At 43.1% G+C, this 25,433-nt stretch carries 30 protein-coding genes and 1 tRNA gene; 5 read left to right on the plus strand and 26 right to left on the minus strand.

Annotated features, from left to right (window positions below; genetic code table 11):
• Positions 1 to 25: 25 nt before the first annotated feature.
• From AC1VYS_RS19410 to AC1VYS_RS19470, 13 genes are all read right to left on the minus strand, one after another.
• The gene (locus AC1VYS_RS19410) at positions 26 to 790 is read right to left on the minus strand and encodes a barstar family protein (RefSeq protein ID WP_482911062.1); all 765 of its coding nucleotides are present in this window, start codon (positions 788 to 790) and stop codon (positions 26 to 28) included.
• A 274-nt stretch (positions 791 to 1,064) separates the two neighbouring features.
• On the minus strand, positions 1,065 to 1,502 hold the full coding sequence (locus AC1VYS_RS19415) for a hypothetical protein (RefSeq protein ID WP_482911063.1): 438 nt from the start codon (positions 1,500 to 1,502) through the stop codon (positions 1,065 to 1,067).
• A 33-nt stretch (positions 1,503 to 1,535) separates the two neighbouring features.
• Positions 1,536 to 2,237, minus strand: coding sequence for a hypothetical protein (locus AC1VYS_RS19420; protein WP_482911064.1), 702 nt, complete (start codon positions 2,235 to 2,237; stop codon positions 1,536 to 1,538).
• Entirely contained in the window at positions 2,224 to 2,526 is a 303-nt protein-coding gene (locus AC1VYS_RS19425) for a hypothetical protein (RefSeq protein WP_482911065.1), read from the minus strand. The genes AC1VYS_RS19420 and AC1VYS_RS19425 overlap by 14 nt, the downstream gene beginning before the upstream one ends.
• 53 nt (positions 2,527 to 2,579) lie before the next feature.
• The gene (locus AC1VYS_RS19430) at positions 2,580 to 2,999 is read right to left on the minus strand and encodes a DUF4279 domain-containing protein (RefSeq protein WP_482934537.1); all 420 of its coding nucleotides are present in this window, start codon (positions 2,997 to 2,999) and stop codon (positions 2,580 to 2,582) included.
• Positions 3,000 to 3,144: 145 nt separating this feature from the next.
• Positions 3,145 to 3,378 carry a hypothetical protein gene (locus AC1VYS_RS19435; protein WP_482911067.1) on the minus strand — a complete coding sequence of 78 codons (234 nt, stop codon included), beginning with the start codon at positions 3,376 to 3,378 and terminating at the stop codon, positions 3,145 to 3,147.
• A 386-nt stretch (positions 3,379 to 3,764) separates the two neighbouring features.
• The gene (locus tag AC1VYS_RS19440) at positions 3,765 to 4,169 is read right to left on the minus strand and encodes a hypothetical protein (RefSeq protein ID WP_482911068.1); all 405 of its coding nucleotides are present in this window, start codon (positions 4,167 to 4,169) and stop codon (positions 3,765 to 3,767) included.
• A 209-nt stretch (positions 4,170 to 4,378) separates the two neighbouring features.
• On the minus strand, positions 4,379 to 4,720 hold the full coding sequence (locus AC1VYS_RS19445; protein WP_482911069.1) for a hypothetical protein: 342 nt from the start codon (positions 4,718 to 4,720) through the stop codon (positions 4,379 to 4,381).
• Positions 4,721 to 4,784: 64 nt separating this feature from the next.
• Positions 4,785 to 5,105: a hypothetical protein gene (locus tag AC1VYS_RS19450; RefSeq protein WP_482911070.1), complete on the minus strand. Its 321-nt coding sequence runs from the start codon at positions 5,103 to 5,105 to the stop codon at positions 4,785 to 4,787.
• Positions 5,106 to 5,739: 634 nt separating this feature from the next.
• Complete coding sequence (locus AC1VYS_RS19455) at positions 5,740 to 7,455, minus strand: ABC transporter ATP-binding protein (RefSeq protein ID WP_482911071.1); 1,716 nt, start codon at positions 7,453 to 7,455, stop codon at positions 5,740 to 5,742.
• A gap of 49 nt (positions 7,456 to 7,504) precedes the next feature.
• A complete protein-coding gene (locus AC1VYS_RS19460; protein ID WP_482911072.1) occupies positions 7,505 to 8,536 on the minus strand; it encodes a FecCD family ABC transporter permease in 1,032 nt (343 codons plus the stop codon).
• 1 nt (position 8,537) lies between these two features.
• Positions 8,538 to 9,593 (minus strand): FecCD family ABC transporter permease, encoded by a 1,056-nt coding sequence (locus AC1VYS_RS19465; protein ID WP_482911073.1) that lies wholly within the window; start codon positions 9,591 to 9,593, stop codon positions 8,538 to 8,540.
• Positions 9,594 to 9,867: 274 nt separating this feature from the next.
• Positions 9,868 to 10,605, minus strand: coding sequence for a glycerophosphodiester phosphodiesterase (locus AC1VYS_RS19470; RefSeq protein ID WP_482911074.1), 738 nt, complete (start codon positions 10,603 to 10,605; stop codon positions 9,868 to 9,870).
• 226 nt (positions 10,606 to 10,831) lie between these two features.
• Between AC1VYS_RS19470 and AC1VYS_RS19475 the strand changes: the two genes are divergently transcribed.
• Positions 10,832 to 11,182, plus strand: a complete 351-nt coding sequence (locus tag AC1VYS_RS19475) for a hypothetical protein (RefSeq protein ID WP_482911075.1) — start codon at positions 10,832 to 10,834, stop codon at positions 11,180 to 11,182.
• A 166-nt stretch (positions 11,183 to 11,348) separates the two neighbouring features.
• Here the strand turns inward: AC1VYS_RS19475 and AC1VYS_RS19480 are convergent, their stop codons facing one another.
• The 5 genes from AC1VYS_RS19480 to AC1VYS_RS19500 all read right to left on the minus strand — a co-directional run bounded on the left by AC1VYS_RS19480 (position 11,349) and on the right by AC1VYS_RS19500 (position 15,394).
• Positions 11,349 to 11,477, minus strand: coding sequence for a hypothetical protein (locus AC1VYS_RS19480; protein ID WP_482911076.1), 129 nt, complete (start codon positions 11,475 to 11,477; stop codon positions 11,349 to 11,351).
• Between the two features lie 127 nt (positions 11,478 to 11,604).
• On the minus strand, positions 11,605 to 12,189 hold the full coding sequence (locus tag AC1VYS_RS19485; protein ID WP_482911077.1) for an LOG family protein: 585 nt from the start codon (positions 12,187 to 12,189) through the stop codon (positions 11,605 to 11,607).
• Between the two features lie 310 nt (positions 12,190 to 12,499).
• Positions 12,500 to 12,919: a hypothetical protein gene (locus AC1VYS_RS19490; protein WP_441928680.1), complete on the minus strand. Its 420-nt coding sequence runs from the start codon at positions 12,917 to 12,919 to the stop codon at positions 12,500 to 12,502.
• 252 nt (positions 12,920 to 13,171) lie between these two features.
• Positions 13,172 to 13,873 (minus strand): uracil-DNA glycosylase, encoded by a 702-nt coding sequence (gene ung / locus AC1VYS_RS19495; RefSeq protein ID WP_261764477.1) that lies wholly within the window; start codon positions 13,871 to 13,873, stop codon positions 13,172 to 13,174.
• Positions 13,874 to 14,113: 240 nt separating this feature from the next.
• Positions 14,114 to 15,394, minus strand: a complete 1,281-nt coding sequence (locus AC1VYS_RS19500; protein WP_482911078.1) for a MalY/PatB family protein — start codon at positions 15,392 to 15,394, stop codon at positions 14,114 to 14,116.
• A 289-nt stretch (positions 15,395 to 15,683) separates the two neighbouring features.
• Here AC1VYS_RS19500 and AC1VYS_RS19505 point away from each other — a divergent pair, with 289 nt between their 5' ends.
• Positions 15,684 to 16,391 carry a helix-turn-helix domain-containing protein gene (locus tag AC1VYS_RS19505; protein WP_482911079.1) on the plus strand — a complete coding sequence of 236 codons (708 nt, stop codon included), beginning with the start codon at positions 15,684 to 15,686 and terminating at the stop codon, positions 16,389 to 16,391.
• 150 nt (positions 16,392 to 16,541) lie between these two features.
• Here AC1VYS_RS19505 and AC1VYS_RS19510 read toward each other — a convergent pair whose 3' ends face one another.
• From AC1VYS_RS19510 to AC1VYS_RS19520, 3 genes are all read right to left on the minus strand, one after another.
• Positions 16,542 to 19,463 (minus strand): insulinase family protein, encoded by a 2,922-nt coding sequence (locus tag AC1VYS_RS19510; RefSeq protein WP_482911080.1) that lies wholly within the window; start codon positions 19,461 to 19,463, stop codon positions 16,542 to 16,544.
• Between the two features lie 271 nt (positions 19,464 to 19,734).
• Positions 19,735 to 19,820, minus strand: a tRNA-Leu gene (locus AC1VYS_RS19515).
• 226 nt (positions 19,821 to 20,046) lie between these two features.
• Entirely contained in the window at positions 20,047 to 20,496 is a 450-nt protein-coding gene (locus tag AC1VYS_RS19520) for a hypothetical protein (protein ID WP_482911081.1), read from the minus strand.
• A 214-nt stretch (positions 20,497 to 20,710) separates the two neighbouring features.
• Between AC1VYS_RS19520 and AC1VYS_RS19525 the strand changes: the two genes are divergently transcribed.
• The gene (locus AC1VYS_RS19525) at positions 20,711 to 20,935 is read left to right on the plus strand and encodes a hypothetical protein (RefSeq protein WP_482911082.1); all 225 of its coding nucleotides are present in this window, start codon (positions 20,711 to 20,713) and stop codon (positions 20,933 to 20,935) included.
• Positions 20,936 to 21,174: 239 nt separating this feature from the next.
• Here AC1VYS_RS19525 and AC1VYS_RS19530 read toward each other — a convergent pair whose 3' ends face one another.
• Positions 21,175 to 21,657, minus strand: coding sequence for a NucA/NucB deoxyribonuclease domain-containing protein (locus AC1VYS_RS19530; RefSeq protein ID WP_482911083.1), 483 nt, complete (start codon positions 21,655 to 21,657; stop codon positions 21,175 to 21,177).
• Positions 21,658 to 21,790: 133 nt separating this feature from the next.
• Positions 21,791 to 22,939 (minus strand): sensor histidine kinase, encoded by a 1,149-nt coding sequence (locus tag AC1VYS_RS19535; RefSeq protein WP_482911084.1) that lies wholly within the window; start codon positions 22,937 to 22,939, stop codon positions 21,791 to 21,793.
• Between the two features lie 205 nt (positions 22,940 to 23,144).
• Here AC1VYS_RS19535 and AC1VYS_RS19540 point away from each other — a divergent pair, with 205 nt between their 5' ends.
• Positions 23,145 to 23,405: a DUF6199 family natural product biosynthesis protein gene (locus AC1VYS_RS19540; protein WP_482934400.1), complete on the plus strand. Its 261-nt coding sequence runs from the start codon at positions 23,145 to 23,147 to the stop codon at positions 23,403 to 23,405.
• Positions 23,406 to 23,562: 157 nt separating this feature from the next.
• Entirely contained in the window at positions 23,563 to 24,177 is a 615-nt protein-coding gene (locus tag AC1VYS_RS19545; RefSeq protein ID WP_482934401.1) for a hypothetical protein, read from the plus strand.
• Between the two features lie 164 nt (positions 24,178 to 24,341).
• Here the strand turns inward: AC1VYS_RS19545 and AC1VYS_RS19550 are convergent, their stop codons facing one another.
• The 3 genes from AC1VYS_RS19550 to AC1VYS_RS19560 all read right to left on the minus strand — a co-directional run bounded on the left by AC1VYS_RS19550 (position 24,342) and on the right by AC1VYS_RS19560 (position 25,349).
• Positions 24,342 to 24,671 carry a DUF1904 family protein gene (locus AC1VYS_RS19550; RefSeq protein ID WP_482911087.1) on the minus strand — a complete coding sequence of 110 codons (330 nt, stop codon included), beginning with the start codon at positions 24,669 to 24,671 and terminating at the stop codon, positions 24,342 to 24,344.
• 158 nt (positions 24,672 to 24,829) lie between these two features.
• Complete coding sequence (locus AC1VYS_RS19555) at positions 24,830 to 24,952, minus strand: YjcZ family sporulation protein (RefSeq protein ID WP_342552018.1); 123 nt, start codon at positions 24,950 to 24,952, stop codon at positions 24,830 to 24,832.
• 211 nt (positions 24,953 to 25,163) lie between these two features.
• Positions 25,164 to 25,349, minus strand: a complete 186-nt coding sequence (locus tag AC1VYS_RS19560; protein WP_482911088.1) for a hypothetical protein — start codon at positions 25,347 to 25,349, stop codon at positions 25,164 to 25,166.
• Positions 25,350 to 25,433 lie beyond the last annotated feature (84 nt).

A 25,433-nucleotide genomic window follows, 5' to 3' on the forward strand; every position in this document is an offset into this window, starting at 1 on the left:
CAGATTACCCATGATTCTTATAAGATCAACTAAAGACTAACGTTACATTTCCATCCGCTAGCACTTCTTTTAACTGTTGAAAATAACCCTCATTTGAACACCTTTCATGATCTACATTTTGAAGAATAATTACGAATGGTGCTATGGCTCCAAATCCACCACATAAGCAGTCGGACAAAGTATCCAAGTTAAATCCATAGTATCCCCCTGGACCGTTAACTGCCTCACCTAAGGCACAATAAAAAGAAGCGGAGTCCTCGATGTTAGTCGCATCCATGTGATATATGCCATTCTGCCGCTCCTGAGAATAAAGCTGGATTCCTCGATATAATCGGGCAACTTCTAGCCATCCAATTCGTTGTTCTAGAGATAGTCCTACCCATTCGTTCGTTTTAGCTAGAGGTTTTCTTCGCATATTCCAAATGAGTATACTCTCTTCTGTTGCCACTTGGTACAAATCCCCAACCAGTTCAAACTGTGTTAAAACTTCATTAAATTCTGTAAATCGATTATATGAAAGAGGTTCTCTGAGAAAAAAATAATATGATCCCATTGGCTTTTCTTCGTGATCAAGAATAGTGATCTCTATGTTGTTAACACTCATTTTTTTCTCCTTACAGTATGCTACAAACTCATCATTATATTGAAAATGAACTAGCGTTACTTTATGAAAGTCCTCATCACCTACGGTTTCGATATAGTTTCCAGTCAACCCAACCAAATCCAAGGATTTTCCAATAGTCATACCACTCTTATCATCAACTAACGAATACCGATTGATCATGATCATCTATTATATAAACTCCTTTAAAATGGTGTGAACGTTCCGGGAACATCAAACTCAAGCGAAACTTACCTTAGTTGGTAACTTTCTTCAAAATACGAAGCGTTATGAACGATGATGGAGCATTGGCTAATACATTATAAATATTCCTTCCAAACATTAAATACATCAATTAATTGTCTTTCATTACTTCTGTTTCTTAAATATCTCAGAGAGATATTATAAACAATTGCAATTGGATTCATTTCTACTTTCCCAAACCCTTTAATAACTGGGCGGTTCACATATACATAATTTTTAGGCGTATGAACAACTCCCCAGTCAAGGTTAGAAAATAAATTAATAAAACAGTACCAAAATATATTCCTATATCAATAATGATTGAACTAGTTTCTTCACTGAACTTTTTAGAATTTTCTTTTAGCACCTCATCTCTTAACCATTCAGGTGTCATACTAATTTCTTCTTCCAATTCTTCCGCCGTCTTTGGGACCATCGTAATTTGAGGAATAAACCATCTCCATAAAATCCCTAAAGATTTTTCTGATAAGTCCAAGTCATTTGGAGATGAACCTGTCGTCTCATGGTAAAAGGCTCTAAGTACTTCTATTCTTTTTGGAATCTCAGAAGTAAACCACCCAAGATAAGTCCTAGCTTCTAATTTTGTCATAAGCTCAAAGGGTACCACTTCAAAAGGAGCTATCATTTTTTCATACATAAAATCAACTCATTTCAGCCAAATAATTATCCTTCAACCTTCTAATACATATGCAATATCTTCGAAATATCTCTTTAGTGACAGATTTTTCTCTTTAATCACATTATTCACTAATACATGAGGCCAACGCTTATACGCAGGAATACCACCCATGTTATATACTCTCGGCCCTTTTTCTGCGTCATATATCCATTGCCCACCGAATTGATTCCTGATTATTTCACCAAAACAATAACTAATATTATAAATTTCATCTTCCACAAGTCCTTTTATAACAAGCTGATCCAATATCTCAATGCTCTCCGAGCTATGCAGATTAAGTTTATTTTTATTTACAAAATCTTCAATAGAATTTCTCCAGTTTTCCTCTAAATAATTGGGCGCAGCAGGTGGAATGAATTCTGTATTTTTAGCAAACCAAGGTAATGCAAATTGTTCTATAATTTCTAGAAAATGTTTAAAAACACTTCTTAGTTCTTCTTTATCTTGATATACGTACCACTCATTTACTTGATGCCTCTCAAGCTTAGTGCTACTTACAGATTTCGAACCTGTTTGAAAGGTACAGCGGATTGCATTGGATTCCCAATTGCTTTTATCAATCTCAATATATTCTTGAACATATCCTTCTCTAGATCTAAAAAAAACCCAAGGATTAGAAGAACCCTCAAACTCAAACGAAAGTTCTTTTAAACTACCCTGCAACTCTTTTAAAAGTATCTTAGTAAGGTTCATAACTTTCCCCGTTTCTCCAAGTGATCACATTATAATTCTGTATGCATTTAAAACAACTCTCGGCATCATTGATAAAAATATCACTGAAAAAGTCAAAAAACTTGTCCTCATGGGCTAGATTATGGCACTCAAAAGTAATTTTCTCTCTTGCTTCAGATTGCGAAAGTGAACAACGATATACATCTAAAAGGGCCACACAGAGCCCATCCATCGGAGAAGCATTTTCAATATCAAGACGTGAATACTTGTCTACAATTTTTAAGACATCATCTGCAGTTGCCCTGATCACACTATTTTCCTCCATACACTGCCGTATTCAAACAAGTGGAGAGGAGAATTCGACTATTCATCCCCTGTGATTACTCCACCATAAGATAAGATATGTATCTCAAGCCCAAGTCCTAAACCAACCATTTTTTTCATCGTCGCATGTGAAATCTCCAGCCCCATTTGACCATAATCTGATCTGAAATACCCGCTTATGTTTACTTCCTTGTATTGTTTAATCAAACTATTTATTTGTTTGCAGTTCTGGTTCAACTTATCCAATAAATTATTCAGAGCCTCCTCGGGCTCGGCGCCTTTCGTTATTAACACATCAAATGACCAGATATCATATGGAGCCTGAAGTTCGCCCCCCTTCTTTATGGATTGTCCCCTTCTGGTAATCAATGCTGGTTTCATTCTTAATCTTTCACTGATATCATCAAAGTCCAAAACCTCATCACGTATGACAAATGTAAACTTACCTTTCATTTTCATTCCTTCCAAAGTGCATTTCGTTACTGTTGCACTCAATCTTCTTCATGTCGACTTTAATAATTCGAGAAAAATTCATCGGAAAACTCACCGTCAATCGTATACTCAATATCATAGTAGAATTCTGATTTCTTTGTTTTCGGGTGAACTAAGTAAAAAAAGGATACAATCTATACTCGTTATTTATCATAATTTCTGTATATGTATAACTAATAATATAATCTTTGAATTTCAGTCCGGAAGGTAATTTCTCTTCTTCTTCGTGTAGATAATTATTTTCACTGTTAGCAATTAATTCTTCCAGTGTCTTAATTGAATTCTTTTTAATTTCATCAAACGAATAGGCCTGATTAAAGTCAGCTTGTAAATCAAGTAAATTCATTTGCAACCTCCTATTTCCCCGCTCTTCCTCAGTCATTTTATCCTACTTGATCTCCGGCTTAAAAGAACTATTTTAAAATATACGAATATTATATTTGCTGATCCAATCTATAAAAATCTTCTCTCTTAACAACTGTGGGAGCACGATTTCAGCAAAAAAATGAACTCTTTCTTAATGTTGATTGTATTCTCTAAATACAAGCGATTAATTCGTTTTCTTCAGGCGAGCGGTTGTACTAGCGCGCCCTCATGTAGTAAAGGCCGTTTGGGGCAATCATCACGCCATCGCGAATGAATAAACTTAGCAACCCTTAGTTCATGCCGATTTACTTGGCACTAAACGGGGAAAGAAAAACCCTGAGGGTGTTTATCCCCAAAGTTTTAGCGTTAGTTATCAATTTCAGCTTTCATTTTGTAAAATAAATCTAAGTGGTATTTTTCTCTCTCCATTAATCCGACATGATGGTCGAAATTAAACGCGATTTCTTTATAGCCAAGGATCGTTGAAATTTGTTCGCGATTTGGTTCACCTATAAAATTGAAGTACCAAGAATTTGGAATTTTTTGATCAATAACTTCGAACCATTCATACGGAAACCATACCGGGTCAAGATTTAAATCGGGGTCCTGATGATCAACTTTCAATAAGTAAAACATATAATTATCCCAATATCCGATCGAATACACATTAAATGTCGCCCCAATAATTAATGACTCACATTGATAATTTATTGGGTAACCTGCCTTAGTGGATAATGAGTCACTTTTATTTGATATACATTTTACTTTCATGAAGTACCTCTCTAGGAATATTCCATATTTCTATAACCGATAATATAATCATTGAAATTCAGGCTGGAAGGTAGTTCCTCTTCCTATTCAGACCTTAAATTATGTAAAATCCCCAAATTTAAAAATAAATTCAATTATTTGATGTATAACCGTTCGACTTACCTACAGTTCTTCCGTTACTTTTTTAGTAAAATCATTTGAAGATTGACTTAATAAACTAACTGTTCTTGCCCATCAATCACTAACAGGTCATCGTAAATCTCCCCTGACATCCTATAAAACAACTCATATCTGCCAATCTCCTTGCCATCGTAAATGATAGGGACTAAGGCAATAATGTGAGAATATTCAGGCTCATTCCAATTTATTATGCAATAAACTTTTTCTACTTCTAGCATTAATTTTTCAGGGTAGTACTCTCCAAAATACAGTTTCTCGTCTTCTGGAGACTCTGCCAAGTAGTTATTTACGCACGATAAGCAATAACTTCGAGCTGTAGATTCTACATTATGGGACTTAGCCCACTCTACTATCACATTTTGATCAAACATTGTACCTCCACTAAAGCAAAATATAAACTACACCAACTAAGCATATCCTTATTCGGAGTCACCATCACTTTCTTTTCCCACGCCACCAATACCTTCCCCACACACCCAATACAGCGCACAACAGCAGCGCACAATACGTCCAGGCAAATAGCATGGCAAGCCCTAACCCAATGTTGGCATCCAGACGTTCGTCCGTTGTGTAGGTATACAATGCAAACGTAAGAGGTACGGCACCAGTAATAAAAAGTCCCATAAACCAGCCAGCCAAGTTTCGAGAACCTGAGCCTTGGTTATGTCCCATCAGTTTACGAATCCCCAATAATAACAACCATAAAATAAAAACAAAACCGACACAGGTAAGTAGTATTTTAGTCAGATCTGACATGTAAATCGCCTCCCAGTAGATAGACTCTTTGTCAATAAACTTCACTACTTTTCGTAAGCATATTATACATTTCAGTCAAAGCTATAACTATCATTACCCAAAGGAGGTTTCTTTTTGTGTTTACTGTTCTCATTTGTACTGTTCATATCATATTTTTCAAATATTTCACGAAAAGGAGCCATAGACACTCCTGAGTACGCAATAATCGCATCAAAATCCAGCTTTTCGTCATTTACATAGATCGTTGCCGGAGGCGCCTCTCCTTCAGCATAAATACTCGTTGAACTTATAGAACATGATTAGAAAGAGAAGACCAAACACAAATAACTTCTTTTTCATAAGTTTCCCTCACTCTCTTTAAGTAACAACATGTTATAATGCGCAATACCACGTTTTCTCTCCTTATTTCTCTTTACTCTAATTTATAAAAATATTATTGAATCTCCTGACAAAATGATAATACTACTCCCCCTCCAAGTGTCAATATATACACATACTAAAAAGCTCGAAACTCAAGTTATGACTTCAGTTACGAGCTTTTAGTATGAATAGACTATTATTGATTGATTGATTTACAATTGTTAATGCATTTTACTTATCACTCACGAAAACATTCGTAAATTCTTACCCTGAGCTATGCACCAAACTGCGCGTAGTGCAGGCGACTATAGACGCCGCCAGAAGCAAGCAGTTCCTCATGACGTCCCTGCTCCGTGATGCCTTGCTCGGCCACCACCACAATGCGGTCTGCGTTTTTGACCGTCGCCAGCCTGTGGGCAATGACCAGTGTGGTTCGTCCTTCAGACAGTTCCGCGAGAGATTGCTGAATTGCTGCTTCCGTCTCCGTATCGAGCGCAGATGTCGCTTCATCCAGAATCAGAATCGGCGGGTTTTTCAGGAACATTCGAGCAATGGATAACCGTTGCTTCTGTCCACCGGACAGCTTCACTCCGCGCTCACCAATCAATGTATCCAGCCCTTCCGGCATGGACAGAATCAGGGATTCCATCTGGGCCCGACGAGCGGCCATCCAGATTTCTTCTTCCGATGCATCCAGTTTGCCATACGCAATATTTTCCCGAATCGTCCCATCGAAGAGGAACACATCCTGCTGCACGATCCCGATCTGACTGCGTAAGGAATCCAGTGTCATGTGCTGAATGTCCTGACCATCAATCGTGATGCGCCCTTCCAGCACATCATAGAATCGCGGCAGCAGACTGCAAAGTGTTGTTTTCCCAGCACCCGATGGACCGACCAGAGCTACCGTTTCACCGGCACGAACACTTAGATCGATACCCTGAATAACTGGCTCTTGATCCGAATAACCGAAAGTTACTTGCTCGTAACGAATATCTCCGCGTAGATGGGATACCGGAACGGCATCAGGGCGGTCCTTGACATCCGGCTCCATATCAAGCAAGTCCGTATAACGTTTGAACCCTGCAATGCCTTTAGGATACGTCTCAATGACCGAATTAATCTTCTGGATCGGCGTCAGGAACACATTGGACAGCATGATGAAGGCGATAAACTCACCATAGGTCATACTTCCATTTATGACAAACCAGGTTCCGCATACAAGTACAAACAACGATACCAGCTTCATCAGCACATAACTGATTGAAGAGTTCCAGGCCATAATTTTGTATGCAACCAGCTTGGTTTGACGGAAACGGCCGTTATTTACAGCGAATTGTGCTTTTTCATACTCTTCATTGGCAAAAGCCTGAACGACACGAATACCCGTAATATTGTTTTCTACGCGTGCGTTGAAATCCGCAATATCCCCAAACATTCGGCTGAACGCTTTGGACATTTTGTTACCGAAATACAAAGATAGATAGATAATCAGCGGCACAATGATAAACGTGAGAATCGCCAGATTCCCGTTAATGCTCATCATGATACTAAAAGCACCAACCAACGTCATCACGGCAATAAATACATCCTCCGGACCATGGTGAGCAATCTCTCCGATATCCATCAAATCATTTGTCATGCGGGATACCAGATGTCCGGTCTTCGTATTATCAAAATAACGGAAGGATAACTTCTGCACATGATTAAACAGACTTTTACGCATATCCGTCTCGATATTAATCCCCAGCTTGTGTCCCCAATAGGTGACAACATAATTCAGGAATGAATTGATCAAATAAATGCCCAGCAGTCCTAGACATGCCCATAAAATCCAGTCCCAGCGTCCACCTGGAAGCAGATCATCTACAACCCGGTTCACCGCTAGCGGAAAGGCCAATTCCAGCAATGCGACCAAAATTGCACAGGTGAAGTCCAGAATGAACAGTTTTTTGTAAGGCCTGTAATAGGCAAAAAAACGACGAAGCATGAACCATGTTCCCCCTTACGGCAATCCCCGTCAATATGACGATTACCTTTTATTTCGTCCTGCTCAAGAGATACAGGAAATATGGTGCGCCCAGAATTGCAACCAGAATCCCGGCCGGAATCTCGGAAGGCTGCAAAATGACACGTCCCAACGTGTCCGCGACCAGAACGAGAAATGATCCGACCAGTGCAGATGCAGGCAGCAAAAACTGATGTTTTGGCCCGACCAGACGACGCGCCAAGTGAGGCCCGATCAAACCAACAAAACCGATGCCGCCACTCACAGATACACAGGCTCCCGCCAAAATTGCCGCAGCAGCAAGCAGAATTACCCGTTCACGTTCTACGGGAGCACCAAGACCACTTGCTGTCTGATCTCCAAGATTTAATACATTCAGCACCCGTGCCTTCGCTAATACAAGCGGTACAAGCACCAGAATAAACGGCAACAGTGCCCAGACGAACTTCCAGTTGGAGCCCCATATGCTGCCTGCAAGCCATGTCGCTACAAATTGATATTTCTCCGGACTAAGCCGCAGCGTTAACACGATCATAGCCGAACTGATACCGGCTGCAATCCCGATTCCCGTGAGCAACATACGGGTCGGCAAGATGCCCTCCCCTTTTTTGTAGGAAAGGATATAGATTAGAAATGCCGCAAAGCTTGCGCCAATCAGCGCAAGGATCGGAAGCAGAAAGATCGGAGCTGCTGTTGTCGTCGGGAAAAAGGAAACAAACAGCATCACCATAAGCCCCGCTCCAGCATTAATACCTAGAATTCCTGGATCGGCGAGCGCGTTCCGCGATACCCCTTGCAGGATACAGCCCGACAACGCAAGACCCGCTCCGATCAGAACGGCAATCACGATGCGAGGTAGCCGGAACTCAAACAAGATCAGTTCCTGCTTCGGTGTACCGCTGCCAAACAGTGTCCGTAAAACCTCCAGCGGAGATAGCTTGGTAAATCCGGTATTCATACTGACAATAAAAGCTGTAATAATCAAAAGACCGAGCACAACAAGAACAACGATACCTTTCGTTTTCTTTTTGCGCTCTGCACCACCCATAGTTGAGGAACCCATGTTACAGCGTCCTCCTTTCTTTGCGCGCCAGATATAGGAAGAACGGTACCCCGATGAGGGCAACCAAGGCGCCAATCGGCGTCTCGTAAGGCGGGTTAATCATACGTGCAGCCAGATCCGAAAATACAAGCAACAGACTTCCCATCACGGCAGAACAAGGAATAATCCAGCGATAATCGACCCCAACCAACTTCCGTGTAAGGTGGGGGATAATCAGACCGACAAATCCGACTGCACCCACGACAGATACAGCAGTACCGGCCAGAATCAGTACTACAATCAGACCGACCAGCTTGATCACACCGGTACGCTGTCCCAGTCCAACTGCGATGTCCTCGCCAAGACTAAGCAGCGTAATCGAACGCGAGATGATCATGCCAACGATGAGTGCTGCGAGCACCCAAGGAAACATCACTTCAAGCTGGGACCACTTCGTTCCGGCCACCCCTCCGGCAGTCCAGAAAGCCAAGTCTTGTCCGATTCTGAAGTAGAGCGCAATGCCCTCGCTAAGTGCTGATAACATAGCCGATACCGCGGCTCCAGCCAGCACGAGACGCAGCGGTGTCAGACCTGATCTGGATGCCGCACCGAAACCATACACAAGCAGCACGCCAAGTCCGGCTCCCAGGAAGGAATACATAATGATGTACATATACGGCAAGCCTGGGAAAAAGGCAAAACAGATTGCGAGCGCAAATCCCGCGCCAGCATTCAGACCAAGCAGCCCCGAATCGGCGAGCGGATTCCGGGTCATACCTTGCATAATCGCACCGGCAACAGCGAAGCAAGCACCTACCATTGCCCCGCCAAGAATACGCGGCAGCCGAATCTCCCATATGATCTGATGAGGCGTCAAGTCTGGGTTGAAATTAAATACAGCCTGCCAGACGACACCGAGCTGTATATCCGCAGCACCAAACGAAATGGACAATGCCATACCCAGAGCAAGTAACAGAATACCACCAGTAAGAATGAGAGTGGCTGCCCATGGGCGTGTGTGAATTTTCGCTGTAGGTGACTCCGCATTAGAATGCGTGGAAGAACTATTTGAGCTCATACTTGTCCACCTGCGTTATGAGTGAAGCCTGTTAACTTTATGTACATAACAATCACCTCTCCAAAAATACCGCTTCTATTGATATTGATTCTCATTCCCATAGAACATTGTAAGACAATCCTTTCCGTCTGGCAATGGACAAAAAGGACAACTTTCTTGCAGATATGAATATTTCCGCATGAATATGCATAAAAAAGGCCATACAGCGCTAATCTTCTGTATGGCTTTCACTTTTATCATTTTGGTTAAAATCGAATCTGACTCCTCTAATTGTTTAACGCCTCTGCGGAGTCATCAATGAAGCAAGTACATCTGGAAAATCGGTGATGATTCCTTGCACTCCCATATCAATCATCTTCTGCATCTCGCCAGGGTCATTCACAGTAAAGGGGTAAGTGACCATGCCTTGTGCAAGAGCAGCAGCTACTTCCTCTTTTGACACAGCTAACTTGTAAGGGTGAAGACCGGATGCCTCCAGTTTGGCTGCATAATCATGAGGACGATACAACTTCTCCATATATAAAAGCGCTGTGCGAATGTCCGGGGCGATGCGTTTACATTTAACGAGCGAGGAATGGTTGAAGCTGGACAGAACAACCTGCTGCTCCATGTTCCACTCCCGAATAACTTGAATGACCTTCTCTTCCATCCCCTTGTATGAAACTATGCCGTTTTTCAACTCTACATTAATCAGAATTTTTTTGCCTTGCACCAGGTTAAATAACATCTCCAGCGAAGGAATCGGCTCTCCTGTAAAATCCGAATGAAACCACGACCCTGCATCAAAAGTACGCAATGTATCGTAAGTGCAATCTTTAACCCAGCCCGCGCTTCCCGCCGTTCGTTGTAAAGTTTCATCATGGATCAACACCAATTGGCCATCGGCTGACATCTGCACATCTGTCTCGATTCCCGTTGCACCCAGATCCAGAGCTCGCTCGAATGCAATCATCGTGTTTTCAGGGCACACCGCAGATGCACCTCGGTGGGCAATAATTTCAATGTTGTTCAATACAGCCCCTCCTGCATTCAAAGTGGATTCTATGAACCTCACTATATACACCGTTTGTTATACACGTATTAAGAGAACGTTTAATTATATGATGGCTTGTTCATTCAGCACGGATCTAACATTTAAAGGGCTGGGGATTCACTCATTTTTGCGAACTCAATCTAAAAACCAACATAATATAATATCAGTCGTAGACAACTGCACTCCGCTGTAAGGAGGTTGCCCTTTGAAACCAATGAAACCACGAACAAGAAAGCACTTGAGCTCTTCCAGGTCTTGTTCTGCCCAAAAGTCTTCATCCCAGCGTTTATCTAAGAATAGATCAAAACCCGGATCAACATTCAGTACGCTAAGACCTCCCGGATCACGACATACCATTCCGCGAGCTTCTGTTCGAGGACTCTCTATACCCGACAGAACAAGTAATCAGTCCAGCGTCATCGAACCCAAACAGAATACACTGGATAAACTGGCCTTTGTTGCGGCCATCCTTGCACTGATCGCTTCCGCTATTGGACTATACATTGCCTGGAAAACACTTATTCTGCCCAGCGATACTACAGAAATCGTCGTATAGTTTCCAATATATAGCTCTATCTCATTGCTATGGGATGGAGATCTTTTTTGAACAAGCAAAAAAAACCGTTCCCCGAAACGCCAGCAGCCGCTGGCGTCTCTTTGGAAAGGCCATTTTCTCGAATGATGCCGTAATTCAGCATACACCCGTTATAGAATGGTCTGAATTACAGTACAAATGTGCGGGAAATGATAACCAGCAGGATAAACAATACCAGGATTGCGCCTGTTGATGTCCATACTCCACCACCGAAACCTCCACAGTAGCCGTAACCTGCTCCTTTGAGATTGCTCATGAGTGACACTCCCCTCTTCATCAAAGTACACTATAGACTATGTCCGTAAGCATTATTTGCTTGGGCAAATGAGGAAGTTTTTCTCTTGAAGCAGCAGCTTACTGCTTGAAATTTCATTCTTTGACTTTTACTTCTCGCTCAGCTCAGACCATTTCTGAGTTAGTTCCTTAGGAATGTAGGTAGCCATCTGAGCAAGCAATTCGGCCGGATCAGACTCGAGACTCCACAAACTGAGGTGAGATGTGTTGGAGAAGCCTTCGTGTACACTGTGCTCAACCATTTTCATTAGCGGTCCGTAATAACCGTTGACATTCAAGAGGCCTACGGGCTTGCGATGAATACCGATCTGAGCCCAGCAGAGGACCTCAAATAACTCCTCAAACGTGCCCATACCTCCAGGGAGTGCAATAAACCCATCGGATAATTGTGCCATCGTTGACTTCCGTTCATGCATCGTACCCACTTCAATCAGTTGAGTAAGTCCGCCGTGAACCACCTCACCCCGGAATAACCCCGTAGGCATAACACCAATTACTTCTCCGCCTGCCTCAAGAGCCGCATCTGCGACTGCACCCATCAAGCCCATACAAGAACCGCCATAGACCAGAGCATATCCGCTGTTTGCAATCTGTTTACCTAGCTGGGCAGCGTACTCCATATAATCAGGATGATTTCCCGGGTTAGATCCTGCAAAAACACATATCCGTTTCAAGTGGTTTCACTCCTTCTTGAGATCGATCTTCTTAGTATACAGCACAAATGTCATTGCTATGTTACAGCACATTAACAGAATACATACACAGCTTTATAGGAAGTTTATATATCATTTGTTTCTTCGCCTCTCCATGTTGGTTTCATGGGCCTCCCGCTAAAAAAAGAAAAAAATACCCGGCCGTTTGCAGCCGGCCGGGTTCCCAAATCCATACACATTCATTTAGAAGGGGTTGTTACTACCTAATATAAGGTCGAAACATTAACGCCGTATGATCGCAGTATGAAAACCATATTAAATTTTAATCAGACTATCGTATGCCACGCCGCGAACGTACCACAAACATATGCTTGTCCTTGCGAAGCAGACGACCGTCTTCAAGCTCGACCTGATCTTCGTCATGTCTTACAATCGTAGTCGATAACGCTACAATTTTGGCACGCCGCCAGATCATAATCTGTGACTTGAAATAAATCGCATTTTCAAACTGGATTGCTTTTTTCATCACATATCCGATCTTGTGCACTTCGGAACGCGCTTTCCTCAAAGGCAAGCTTTCGTCAGGAAGAGGTTTGATCATGGCAATATTGTCAAACGACACTTTAATCCGTTTCGGTCCGATTCGAACACATTCCGTTTCTTCATCCCACTCCACCAGCGTTCCCTTCAGAGGCTCGCGAATTCCTGTTGCCCGGTATACTGCTACTTTTCGTCCAATCCAATGTCGCAATGTGCTCGCCTCCAATCTATCTATATCCGTTGAATCAAAGATATTTACACAGACACACTCCAATGACAGAAGAACCTGGAGAGTAGCTGTTATCCCCAGATTTTTTGATTCCCTTTTCCAAAGGGGAAAATCCGGTGATAAAGGCGAAGCCTATGCTTCCGGTGCAGCTTTCTTTCAGAAAGCTCTTAGCTTCGCTTTTTCAGGTTTTTTCTGTCCTGTCCGTTCCTTGTGTAAATGATTTGTTCAACATATCTAGTTTTCAGGTATTGTCCAATCGATCGGTTTAATACCTTTGGAGACGAGAAATTCATTCGCTTTGGAAAACGGCCGACTGCCAAGAAAGCCGCGATGTGCAGCTAAAGGGCTCGGATGTGTTGATTCGAGCACCAGATGTTTGTCTCTATTAATAAAAGCACCCTTCTTCTGAGCATGACTTCCCCATAGCATGTACACCATAGGCTCATTGCGTTCATTCAGCTCACGAATAACAGCATCCGTGAACGTCTGCCACCCCAAGGCCTGATGAGAGTTGGGCTGACTCTCCCGAACCGTCAGAACCGCATTGAGCAACAGTACGCCCTGCTCTGCCCAGTGAATAAGTGAACCGTGCTTCGGAACAGGCACACCCAGATCGGCCTGAAGTTCTTTATATATATTTTTCAGTGAAGGCGGTACGCGCACTCCAGGTCTGACTGAGAAACTTAATCCATGCGCCTGACCCGCACCATGATAAGGATCTTGACCAATAATAACGGCTTTCACCCGATGATACGGAGTCAGCTTCAAGGCAGAGAACAAATCCTCCTTGGGCGGGTAGACGGTCTGTGTTTTATATTCGGCAGCGAGTGCATAACGAATCTTGTCAAAATACTCCGCTTCCGTCTCCTGCTGTAACACCTCGTCCCAATCATTTCCAAACATAATATTTAGGCTCCTTTCCCCTGATGAATACATATCCGTGTAGCCCGTTTGGAAGGGCTCTTCCCTGCAAGAGTCACATGTCCCACGACTCATAGACTATCCATCATTTTAACATAACCGTAGTCCACAGACCAGAAGTGTGCGATGAAGGGAAAGGAAACCGTTCAGATAAATAAAAGAATCACTCAAAAAGGGACGAAACAGAATATGCTCTGCTCCGCCCCTCCAGTATTCATCTGTATATATCCGTGCTCATCGTAAAACGTACCAATGCTATACGTGTACAGGCACCTCTTTCGCCTGTTTTTGTTCTGTCTTTTGATCCACCAGCACCCGGCTAATTCGACTCAAGCCTTCCTTCAGGATAGAACGAGGGCAAGCTAGATTCAGTCGAATGCATCCTTCGCCGTTTGCCACAAACATTCCCCCGTCCTCTAGCAATACACCCGCTTGCTCCGCAAAGAATAGTGGTAGGCTGACATTCTTCGGTGCATACGGCGTAATATCAATCCAGGCCAGATATGTGGCGTCTGGGATATGAAAGACAGCTAGTGGCAGAGTTGTTTTTATATAGTCATCAACATATGCAAAGTTATCATCCAGATAAAGCTTTAACTGTCCCAGCCATTCATCGCCATGTTCATAAGCTGCTTGAGTTGCCGCAATGCTTAGCGGATTTTTGAAGCCGTAATGACGTGCCTGCCAGATCTCCCTTAGTGCCTTGTTCGGAATGATAACGTTGGAGAACATCAGACCGGCCATGTTGAACGTTTTGCTGGGAGACATACAAGTTATAATTCGGTCCGTATCCGGGAACAGTTTGGCGAGTGGGGTATGTGCTTTTCCCGTACGAAGCAGATCACAATGAATTTCATCTGATATGATCCATATCTCATTATTCAAACAGATTTCACCTACTCGCTTCAATTCCTCCGTGCTCCAGATGCGTCCAGATGGATTATGCGGATTACAGAAAATGCATACCCGAACGTTCTCGTCTCTGGCCTTCGCTTCAAAATCGTCAAAGTCAATCGTATAGTGCCCCTCTTCATTCAACATATCCGAGCACACCAGCTCAAGTCGGTTATGATCTGCTGCCGATTTGAAAAATCCATAGGACGGTGTCAGGATCAATACCTTTTCGTCCGGCTTGCAGATATACTCCACCAGTTCATACAGCGCAGGAATAATGCCATTGGACGTTTCTAGATGTTCCTTCGGGAAGGACCAGTCATAATATCGTTCCATCCAGCTCGTAACTGCCTCGTAATAACTCGGGTCAAAAACTTGAGAGTAGCCCATAATCCGGCGATCCAGACGCTCTTTCACGGCATCTAAAATCTCGGGAGGTGTAGCAAACTCCATATCGGCGATCCACATGCGGATGAACTCCTCATCCTTAAACGGGAATTTCATCTCACTCGTTGCGTTAAAAATATATTGGCGGAAACCATCCGTATTCATCGCGTTCGTTCCGGTGCGGTCAATGATCTCATCAAAATTATAAGAATTGTCTATCTTGTTCGTATTGTTCATCTTGCTCATCTTGGTCATGGGGTTAACTCCTCTGTCTTTTCGTTTCATCATTTATGGATGTTGGATCGATCCGTTCTTCGTTCATCACTTCTTCTCCCCCTATTGTTCCATGCCGCCCGGAGTTGCATCAAATGCAAGAGAATCTACTCAGAAGAAACAAATTTCTGTTGTTGTTTCCTTAGAATAGGCTTTTTGCTGTAAAAGTGATATATTTCTGATAGGTTTTAGCTTTTAAGAAAGACTTTCAGCTTATTTGTCTATTCTCAGGAAACATTCATGATACTTTAACTGGATAAGGAGCACCCCAATGAACAATATCAACCAGGAAGTGGGCAAAAAAATACGAATCTTTCGCAAATGGCGCGGGCTCACTGTCCAACAGCTGGCAGACCAGATTTTCAAGAGTAAAGGAACTCTTTCCAAATATGAAAGCGGCGATATTACGCTGGATCTTGTCACTCTGCACCAGATTGCGGATGCGCTCAACATTCAGGTAGAGCAATTGCTTTACAAGGAACCCAGGCATGCGTCTCCGCTGATGAATACGGTTCAGTCCAGCTTTTTCAAAAACTCCACCCGCTTCTATTCGTACTTCTACGACGGCCGTAATAACAGTCTTATTCGCTGCGTGATTGACATGATGGCTCAATCGGATGCCAACCGCTATCGCACGGTGATGTATATGAATGTGAAGGATTATGACAATTATCAGGAATGCGAAAATATGTACTGGGGGCACACCGAGCATTATGATACGTTGACTACGCTCATTTTGAAAAATCAGGCTACGCCACTGGAGAATTTATATATTAATATTCTGGCGTCATTCCAGGAATCGGAGAAAAAATGGGGACTTATGGCTGGTGTTTCATTCAGGCCGTTTATGCCCATTGCACTGAAAATGCTTTTCTCCCGAACACCGTTGCCGGAAACGCCAGAGCTTTACAACGAGCTGAAAATATCCAAAGAGGATCTGCGTACGCTTAAAATTTACAACATGCTTGCGGTGACTTAAACAGGGTCCCGAATAAGATAAAAAGACACTTGCCCAAGCTGTTTTACTTACCAGCCCTTGCAAGTGTCTCTTCTTGTTATCAACAGATGTTTTTTCTAAAGATATTTATTGAATCTTTCTTTTCACAGTCGTAACCCTGGTTACCGCACCTTAATGTTTGATCAGATCCAACGTTTCATCGAACTGTTGCTTCTGCTCCTCAATCTTGTGCTCATTTCCAATAACACACCGATGCTGTTGCTCCAGAATGGCAGAAACAAATCCGGTAAACCCGATAATATCGCTCTCTTTCGTACCAAGCACCTCATTGCGCTCCTGCTGCAGATCAGCTTCCGTCACATTAGACAGATAACATTCCAGTGAGAATGCCCCTTCGCTATAAGGCGTTCTTGGCGTATCCAGATCCTGAATTGCACCAATGATATAACGAGTCATCTCCCGTTCGTCGGCACGAAAATCGTTCAGATACTGCGGAATCTCCTCGTATACTTTGTAGGTTTTATCCAGATTCGGGTCACGGTAGGAAGCCAGAAAACTGTCACCATTCCGTCTGAACCCGGACATACAGCCGTAAGCGCCACCTTTGGCACGGATATTGTTCCACAGATAGTCCAGTGACAAGATGCCTTGTAATACACGTAGTGAGCCCGTATAGCTGTACCCTTTGTCAATATAATTTCCGGTTTGCACCACATACTGAACCTCGGATGGAGAACGGAATCCTTCGTTATGGGTGACAGGCTCAAACGTGAAAGCTTCCTTCGCCACTTCATGTGTGAAAAGCTTGGCTTTAAGATCGGAAATCTGCTCTTCAAGACCTTCGTATCCTTTATCGTCTGCCGTGTAGCTGACAAGCAAGTTCTCCGGTCTGAAAATGTAACCCATCAGCTCTTGCAGGCTGGAGGACAGCTGTTCTTTTTTCGCATCAAAGTTCGCCTGTAGATCCTCAAGCCACTGATAATAAGCAATCCCGCTAACCGTCTCCCGGAAATCAGCAACGGCCGAATGTTTAGAGGACGATCTGGCAACTCCTGCGGAATGACCACTGTTGATCAGACTGCGTTGCAAATTTCCTTTGACCTGAGAAATAATCTCGAAAAGTCTTTTCGAGTTGTCAAAACGGGACGTAAACACGATCTCCTTGATCATATCAAAGGCAAATCCCAGTTTGTCATAAAGCACCTTGGCATTAAATTCATACGTCGCTTTGAAATCGTGGTGCTGGTGTGCATTGGCATATGAACCAACCCCGCTATGGATTCCGCCGGAATGGATATGAATTTCATTTGATAACTCGTTAAACGAGTAGTTTTGGGTGTCCACGTATCCAAGAACATTTTTGAGTAATCCTACATAAGGCAGCAGACGGCGCGGCACTTCCTTGATATTAAACAACAGTCTCAAATAACCGATGCCATTCGTATACAAGTTATGATGCAATATCGTTGTGCCATCCACATGGTTCAGCGTTTGATACAGTTTAGACGCCTTCGTATCAATATCCTCAATGGACAACGTTGGAATCACCTGCTGCTGTTCCTTGGTAGAAGGTGTGTTCTGGTACTCAACAAGCGCTTCAGTACGTTTAATCATGTCCTGCACTTCTTCCGGACTAAGTCCGGCCTGCACCGACTTCAGACGTTCCTTCAGCGCTGCTTCCTTCCGTGCGTTTAAGCCTTTATCCGGGGTCAAAGCAACAAATGACGTATGTGTATTCTGTAAAAGATATTTCTCGACAAGCTGTTCAAAATAGCCCTGCTTCATTTTGGTGCGAAGTTCTGCAAATACATCATTCGCCTCCAAATAAGTGAACGGTGCTTCCTTATCATAGAGCCAGCTTTGCAGAGAGGAGAATCCGTAGATCAGCCCTTTTGGCATACGGCCAAAGTCCGCTTCCCGGTGATTGAACTCGTAGGAATTAATGCCAGCAAGCAATGCTTTCGGGTCAAATCCATCTTTCACAACACGCTCCAGCACTTCTTTGATCGTTCCGAGGAAATCCTCTTTGCTGGACAGATTGCTCTTCTTCAGTCCTACCGTGAACACGGGCTGATACAGACTGTCATCATAAGAGCCGTAGACATCCTTCGCGATGCCTTTATCCAGCAAGGCTTGTTTCAGAACAGCTCCCGGTGCGTTGAGCAGCGCATATAAAAGAATTTGAAAAGCGATGTTCAATTCCTTATCCAGACTTGTTCCAATCACCGCATTATAGGTCAAAAAGCTGTTGTCCACTTCAGATTCTGTACTTCCTGCAGAGTAAGACTTTACCGCATCCACTCGTGCGGGGAATGCTGGTTGTAGCTTGATTTCTGAATCAATGTCGATCCGATCATAATTGCTCAGGTAATGTTCATCCAGCCATTGAAGCTTCTCTTCCATATCCATATCACCATATAGATAGATGTAGCTGTTGGACGGATGATAGTATCGTTTGTGGAAATCAAGCAGTCCTTCATAAGTCAGATCCAGAATGGCCTCCGGGAATCCTCCAGACTCACAGGAGTATGTTGTATCCGGGAAAAGAGAATTCAGCACCTCTCGTCGAACCAACCGTTCTGGCGAAGAAAAGGCCCCCTTCATCTCGTTATACACCACGCCGTTGTATGTCAGTTCGTCTTCTGGTGAAGTCAGGTTGTAATTCCAACCTTCCTGCAAAAATATTTTTTCATTCTCATAAATATTCGTATTTAATACCGCATCCAGATACACATCCATCAAGTTATGGAAGTCATGATCATTGCGACTCGCAATCGGGTAGATTGTCTTGTCAGGATACGTCATGGCATTAAGGAATGTATTCAGTGAACCCTTGAGCAACTCCACAAAGGAATCTTTGGCTGGGAACTTTTTCGATCCGCAGAGCACAGAGTGTTCCAGAATATGAGCTACCCCTGTATCATCTTCGGGAGGTGTACGAAAACCGATATTGAACACCTTGTTATCATCGCTATTGGACAACAATACGATATGAGCACCCGATTTTAGATGTTCCAGCAGATACGCATCGGATTTTAGTTCTTCAATTCTGCGCTCCTGTAATACCTTGTATGGCTTAAGCTGTTTCAACATAAACTAGAGTCCTCCGTCCATAGATTGTTGTGTTGGTTGATGCTAAAGGTAATATATGCCTATCGATAGTATACACCATTGTGACCTCACTTCATAAAAAGACAGCCGAATCCACTTTCTGATATGTATTATGAAGGTGTTATGTTTATGAACTGCGGGATTATGAAGAAACTGATTAAGATGAAATCATATTTCTAGCGGCAAAAAAGTACATAAAAAAAGATCACATAAGCTCTTGTTTAACAAGGCTTATGTGATCTTTTCTTTAAGATGCCGAGGACCGGGATCGAACCGGTACGGTAGTCACCTACCGCAGGATTTTAAGTCCTGTGCGTCTGCCAATTCCGCCACCCCGGCGTATGTATTATTTTCTTGGCGACAAGAAATATCTTACCATGAACAAATTAATAATGCAACCCTTTTTTCTAAAAAAATGAAACAGGCACTGCAAGCGTCAGCTCGCAGTGCCTAGAAAGTCCGAGTTGCGGTCCCGGACTTCCGGTAAACCATCTATATTAAGGGAGGTGTGAGATAAGAATACCCCTCCAACATTAAAGGAACCTAAAATCAGCCTTAAATTAAACTAAAAAAGCAAAATGGACTTCACACGCTCGATCTGATCCTCACTGCACTCTACAAAAACCAGAATATGACCTTGCAGTAACCAGTCCTCGTAATGACGTGCGTCCTCTTCAGGAATGCCTGCTGCTGTCAGTGTTAAGACTAGGTCATCTGTCTCACTTCCAATCTCATTGCCCGCTAATCTTCGCACCGCTTTCCCGATCGATGCGGTCTGATCCATTCGTTTTCCGAGCACGGCTAATATGCCCTTCAGCGCTCCTAACGCTCCATCTGTTCCGGCACCTTTTAGCGGTTTGGGCAACCCCGTCTTCTCACTGATCATCTCCAAATCCAGCTGCTCTTTGGCTACAGCCCCCAGGTATTGGTCTTTGATACCCTCTTTTTTCAAAGCATTCAATAAGATAACTGCATCATGCTCCGAACGAGCAAGCCCAACAAACAGTTTCGTCATGCTATTCCCCTCCTCTTCCTCATACCTTATATAACCCTGTAGTTTATGTTCAGTAACGCCTTTCCACTAGCTAAGTCAATTCACCTAGAACAGTTTGATTATTTCTCTACTGGAAATCTATACCTAGTTCTGATAGACTAGATAAAGAAGACAAATTAACCATTGATAACTTAGAAATATGGATGAACATCTTATAAATCAGGAGCAATGACTTATGAAAAAAGAGGTAGAAATCGCCATTCGGCGCAATCAACAAATTTTAGTTCGGAATACAAGCGGACAGACCGTAACCGGCTTCCCGGAGCGATCAGCAGACAGCTCCATTCTCTCTTTACGGACTGTACAGGGAAATGTGTGGATTCCGTTTGATGAAGTAGAACAGGTCACTCGCCTGTTAACCCTTCGCTCTCACCATCTAGGCAATATGCAGCTCGTGTAGATCCTTGTCATTGTGCATATTCAACTGCTCCTAATTATAGAGACATAGACATATGCTTTTAGATAAATATAAGCTGCATACAATAGACCTTGTCTTTCTAATACAGCGAACCTATATTCAAAAACCAGACGCCACTAACGTCTGGTTTTTCTTATGGTGACTGATCATGACTTTTTTAAATTTCCCCTAGTTAAAAAACTTCGCCTCCGAACCTTTCCATTGCTGCCACATGTGCTGTTTTATTTCACAACAAATTTAACACGCGTACCATCCGGATATGTACTTAGTTGATTGCCCACCCATGAGCCTGCTCCGCGATTATCTTTAGGCGTAATGTACTGGATATCCGCACCTTTGCCCCCTTCTGCACACATCGCCATAGGCCACTCATCCCGATCCTTGCCTTTTCTGACAGGCACGCCTTTCAGTGACAACTCCCTGTTCCCTTCGGCGCCTTTCCGGTCAATCGTACAGACATCAGCATGCCCGGCTTGAATTGCCTTCCGAATATGGTTTGCTGTTTCAGGATATCGATCTGCAGGAAAAGTAATCGTATGATCTACACTCTTCTCGCTTGGTTTGAACGGAGATGGAATGTCCAGCGGCCACTCCCCCCCGGCCCAAGCATAAAGAGCAATCAATATCATGCCCACTAAGGTTAGCAGTTTTCCTTTGAATCGCTGTTTCCCTCGATTTCCTTTTCTGCCGCGTCTCTTACTCATGATGTGCCTCCCCCATGTAACACTAACGTCCATAGCATTATAACAGAACGCCAGTTCGTAAAACAATCCATTTCACAACAAAAAAACAGCCAGATTTATTCCGGCTGCTTGTTTTACACTGTCTTTTCCTGCGTTATCCTGCGTTAAAGATACTTTGCCCACTTAGAAAAGGCACGGTCACCTGAAACTCTGTCCCTCTTCCTTCAGCACTATCTACAGTAATGGTACCGTTCATTAATTCCAACAGCTCTTTGCAAATCGTTAATCCCAGTCCACTGCCTCCAAACCTTCTAGCATGTGAAATATCAGATTGCGTAAAGGCATCAAACAGTTGGTCCATCTGATGAGACGGAATGCCGATACCTGTGTCCCGCACAGAGAAAGTCAGCATGGTCATCTCATGCGATTGCTGCTTGACATCCACGAGAAGCTGCACTTCTCCTTGCTCCGTAAACTTGATGGCATTGCTCAGCAAATTATCAAGCACCTGCCGTAGTCTTAATGGATCTCCCCACAGTACATCAGGAATACCCAAATCTGCATGACAAAATAAACGAATTTTTTTATTCATGGCTGCCAGTTCATGTGTCTTCACAATTTGCTGAATCAGCTTTAATGGCTGGAACTCGATATGTTCCACTCCCATTTTTCCCCTGCCGAGCTTTGCCATGTCCAGACTGTTGTTTACAATGTTCAGGAGCGCTTCTCCAGATTGACGTGCAAGATCCAGATATTCTTTTTGCTCTTCAGTAATATCACCCATTCCCGCAAGTTCGATCATGCCCATGATTCCGTTTAACGGTGTACGAAGCTCATGATTCAACTTGCCGATGAATTCAAGCTGCCCTCTGCTCGTTTTCTCTGCCATCGATGCGGCAAGTTTCAGTTGCTGTTCCGCAAATTTCCGTTCAGAAATGTCATACTGAATGCCAACAAAGTAAAGACAATCCCCTGATTCATTGAAGATGGGATCAATATTCAGTTCATTCCAGAACTTCCGACCACTCTTGGTATAATTTAAAATCTCGACCTTGATCGATTGTTGTTTGGCTAACGCTTCCCGAATACGTGAAACGGTTTCGGGATCTGTATCTGTTCCCTGCAGGAACCGGCAGTTCTGCCCGATCGACTCATCGTGCGTATATCCGGTCAGCCGGGTAAAATGTTCGTTTACATACATGAGCGGAAGCTCAGGCGAGGTAGCGTCAACTACCGTAACGGAGGATTTTAATTTCGAAATAATAAATTCCCATTGCATCGGGAGTTGATTATATAGACTCATGTCTGTGTCTCCTCCATCTCACATCCTTAACTCCAGATGGTATGTGTTGATATTAAACAATCTATTTTATTGTACCACAGTTATTCAAACAATGTAGTTCTTGGGTAATAGTTCTTAATCATATCAATCTTTATCCATTCACAAAAACCTGCCTATCTTTCAGAAATAAACAGATAAAGTTTATTAATCATCGTCAGTACACTGATTGTCTACATTTTTCCAGGCACAGACCTTAAAGGCAGGGCCGTTAATGGTTGACGAGGAAGGAAGATCGACGATGAAAACTCTCTTTTTTATATTTATGGTGTTATGTATGATCAATCTGTGTTTCCCCAAGTTTGGCTGGTATCTTCGTTATGGCTGGCTCGTACGAGGTGAGAACGAACCCAACAAATCTTATATGACTCTGGTGCGTATGTCCAGTCTACTTATGCTACTGATTGCTTTTACGCTTGCCATGGCTTAATACAAAAAAATAGTTTAAAGCAAGGCCAGATGCCACCTGAGCAACTGGTCTTTCGTATTTTCTGACGGGAATATGATAACTTTGTTTGTGGTTTTACTGCAGCGTGCACCGTAAGATAAATGATATAGAAGTATCGTTGCAGAAAGGACTACTTGGTATGAACATCGCATTTTATCCATTCTGGGCTGCCAGAACGCTGCTCTCACTTATACAAGTGATCTCAATCACAACGTTGACCTGTTTAATGTACAGACAGACTCAATGGATTGGATATGCACTACTGTTTCTGTTCGTCTACCTGCTAGCTCAGGCGACAGCAGGATTCACGCTCCATATGCTGATGAAACGCAATACATTATCGAGACTTATGGTTGGTATTCCTTTAACGAAAGCACTGCTGCTCATTGGGATCGCATCCTCTCTACCCCACCTGAAATTACATATTACACTTATGTGTCTAGGTGCCTTATTTCTTTCGGTAGTCATCCGCTGGGAAGCAATGGTTCTGGAAAGACTCCAGCCACGATTGGTAAGAGGCGAAGATATAGCTAAAACCGATAACCTGCTCTCATTTTCGAATTATACGATAACAGGTATTGGATTGATCATGACGGTAATCACAATCCTATATGTAGGACCAACCCAAGCGCTTTGGGCAGCTGCGGCTCTTTCATTAGCTGTACTCGCTTTGATCTTGACCATTCGTCACCTAACTTACAGCACCTCCTGTGCTTCAATAAATATGGATACCAGACGACCCTTGCATAAATAAAAAGACGCGCATGGTCCAACTGCACGTCTCAGGCTGCTTCTCTGGAGGCAGCTTTTTCGTTTTTCTTTTTCCCAAAAGGATCTAGGGTGTGTCTTGAAACCAACTGAAGTGCATCTTTTAATGCATTTTCAGACATACCCTAGAACTTCTTACATTTCAGCATTCTAATCCAATCGGTAATCTGTCAGCGGCTTGCCTTTCTTATAATACAGATTGGGGGATAATATATTGAAAAAAATGTGCACATCCGGCAAATCAGCCTTCTCTAAAATAGACTGCATGGACGATGCAATTCGATCATGTATCTCCTGATCACGCTGAAACATCAAAATCTCTATCGACGCCGGGGATGGTGTTAAGGCTTGTACATCATGACGCTCTGCTTTCATTCGTTCCTGCGGAATATGAGTAATTAAGGCCATTTGTTCGGTAATTTGAGGCACAACTTCCTCCAGCTTAGAACCCGTAAATCCTTTGAATCGTATAAACGGCATTGCAATCCCTTCAATCTATGTTAGTAGTCTCCTTATGTGATTTTAAGCACATTGTTTTCAGTTGTCAAATGTCATTCATGTCATATTGGACTGTAAAACATGAGCAAAGCCCCACCAAAGTCTTGGTGGAGCTGATGCATGCGCGCCTGACCGTTATCTTACAGCCAGAAAGATTTTGTGATGATGACGAGCAAAATGAAGAGAACGAGAATTGCGCTAGTCGAAGTCCACGCTCCGCCAAATCCACCAACATTGCCACAACCGTATCCAACTTGACTCATTTCATTGGCCTCCTTTGAATTTCAAGGTATGCCATAACATATGCGTATTATCCCCAAGTGACAGGGCGAATGTCCAAGTCTAATCGCCCAATCCTTGGGAGCGCATTTTGTCAACAATATCAAGTTTTCTTGCTGGCCAGTAAGTTGATTCTAGACCAAGAACCGCATCCCCACCGGTTCAGGTATGGCTTACACTATGATCCTTATGTAACTAACCTTTGATCCCTTCGATCTGATTAAAAATGGCTTGTCCATCATTACTGGAATCCCGATCCCGATCCATATCATTTTTAAGTGAGATAAGATCGCTCATACTGTTGCTATTTCCACCGAGAATGCTAAGAGCCCCTACAAGCCATAACAACGGCAATAACAAAATAGATAGGCCTTTTTTCATTGCTATACTCCTCCCTCTAATCATTACTTGAAATTGGAATAATCCCTTTTAGTAATACGTAAAAAATTGGATAAAGGTTTCATT

Source organism: Paenibacillus sp. G34, assembly GCF_056856875.1.

What these genes read in the sequence shown, in the direction of transcription:
- AC1VYS_RS19550 (WP_482911087.1), bottom strand. Translation starts at nt 24,671, where the DNA reads ATGCCGTTTATACGATTCAAAGGATTTACGGGTTCTAAGCTGGAGGAA.
- AC1VYS_RS19440 (WP_482911068.1), bottom strand. Translation starts at nt 4,169, where the DNA reads ATGAAAGTAAAATGTATATCAAATAAAAGTGACTCATTATCCACTAAG.
- AC1VYS_RS19465 (WP_482911073.1), bottom strand. Translation starts at nt 9,593, where the DNA reads ATGAGCTCAAATAGTTCTTCCACGCATTCTAATGCGGAGTCACCTACA.
- AC1VYS_RS19510 (WP_482911080.1), bottom strand. Translation starts at nt 19,463, where the DNA reads ATGTTGAAACAGCTTAAGCCATACAAGGTATTACAGGAGCGCAGAATT.
- AC1VYS_RS19435 (WP_482911067.1), bottom strand. Translation starts at nt 3,378, where the DNA reads ATGAATTTACTTGATTTACAAGCTGACTTTAATCAGGCCTATTCGTTT.
- AC1VYS_RS19530 (WP_482911083.1), bottom strand. Translation starts at nt 21,657, where the DNA reads ATGAGTAAGAGACGCGGCAGAAAAGGAAATCGAGGGAAACAGCGATTC.
- AC1VYS_RS19545 (WP_482934401.1), top strand. Translation starts at nt 23,563, where the DNA reads ATGAACATCGCATTTTATCCATTCTGGGCTGCCAGAACGCTGCTCTCA.
- AC1VYS_RS19535 (WP_482911084.1), bottom strand. Translation starts at nt 22,939, where the DNA reads ATGAGTCTATATAATCAACTCCCGATGCAATGGGAATTTATTATTTCG.
- AC1VYS_RS19560 (WP_482911088.1), bottom strand. Translation starts at nt 25,349, where the DNA reads ATGAAAAAAGGCCTATCTATTTTGTTATTGCCGTTGTTATGGCTTGTA.
- AC1VYS_RS19460 (WP_482911072.1), bottom strand. Translation starts at nt 8,536, where the DNA reads ATGGGTTCCTCAACTATGGGTGGTGCAGAGCGCAAAAAGAAAACGAAA.
- AC1VYS_RS19500 (WP_482911078.1), bottom strand. Translation starts at nt 15,394, where the DNA reads ATGACCAAGATGAGCAAGATGAACAATACGAACAAGATAGACAATTCT.
- AC1VYS_RS19450 (WP_482911070.1), bottom strand. Translation starts at nt 5,105, where the DNA reads ATGTCAGATCTGACTAAAATACTACTTACCTGTGTCGGTTTTGTTTTT.
- AC1VYS_RS19445 (WP_482911069.1), bottom strand. Translation starts at nt 4,720, where the DNA reads ATGTTTGATCAAAATGTGATAGTAGAGTGGGCTAAGTCCCATAATGTA.
- AC1VYS_RS19555 (WP_342552018.1), bottom strand. Translation starts at nt 24,952, where the DNA reads ATGAGTCAAGTTGGATACGGTTGTGGCAATGTTGGTGGATTTGGCGGA.
- AC1VYS_RS19520 (WP_482911081.1), bottom strand. Translation starts at nt 20,496, where the DNA reads ATGACGAAACTGTTTGTTGGGCTTGCTCGTTCGGAGCATGATGCAGTT.
- AC1VYS_RS19430 (WP_482934537.1), bottom strand. Translation starts at nt 2,999, where the DNA reads ATGAAAATGAAAGGTAAGTTTACATTTGTCATACGTGATGAGGTTTTG.
- AC1VYS_RS19415 (WP_482911063.1), bottom strand. Translation starts at nt 1,502, where the DNA reads ATGTATGAAAAAATGATAGCTCCTTTTGAAGTGGTACCCTTTGAGCTT.
- AC1VYS_RS19525 (WP_482911082.1), top strand. Translation starts at nt 20,711, where the DNA reads ATGAAAAAAGAGGTAGAAATCGCCATTCGGCGCAATCAACAAATTTTA.
- AC1VYS_RS19420 (WP_482911064.1), bottom strand. Translation starts at nt 2,237, where the DNA reads ATGAACCTTACTAAGATACTTTTAAAAGAGTTGCAGGGTAGTTTAAAA.
- ung (WP_261764477.1), bottom strand. Translation starts at nt 13,873, where the DNA reads ATGTATTCATCAGGGGAAAGGAGCCTAAATATTATGTTTGGAAATGAT.
- AC1VYS_RS19410 (WP_482911062.1), bottom strand. Translation starts at nt 790, where the DNA reads ATGATCATGATCAATCGGTATTCGTTAGTTGATGATAAGAGTGGTATG.
- AC1VYS_RS19480 (WP_482911076.1), bottom strand. Translation starts at nt 11,477, where the DNA reads ATGAGCAATCTCAAAGGAGCAGGTTACGGCTACTGTGGAGGTTTCGGT.
- AC1VYS_RS19455 (WP_482911071.1), bottom strand. Translation starts at nt 7,455, where the DNA reads ATGCTTCGTCGTTTTTTTGCCTATTACAGGCCTTACAAAAAACTGTTC.
- AC1VYS_RS19505 (WP_482911079.1), top strand. Translation starts at nt 15,684, where the DNA reads ATGAACAATATCAACCAGGAAGTGGGCAAAAAAATACGAATCTTTCGC.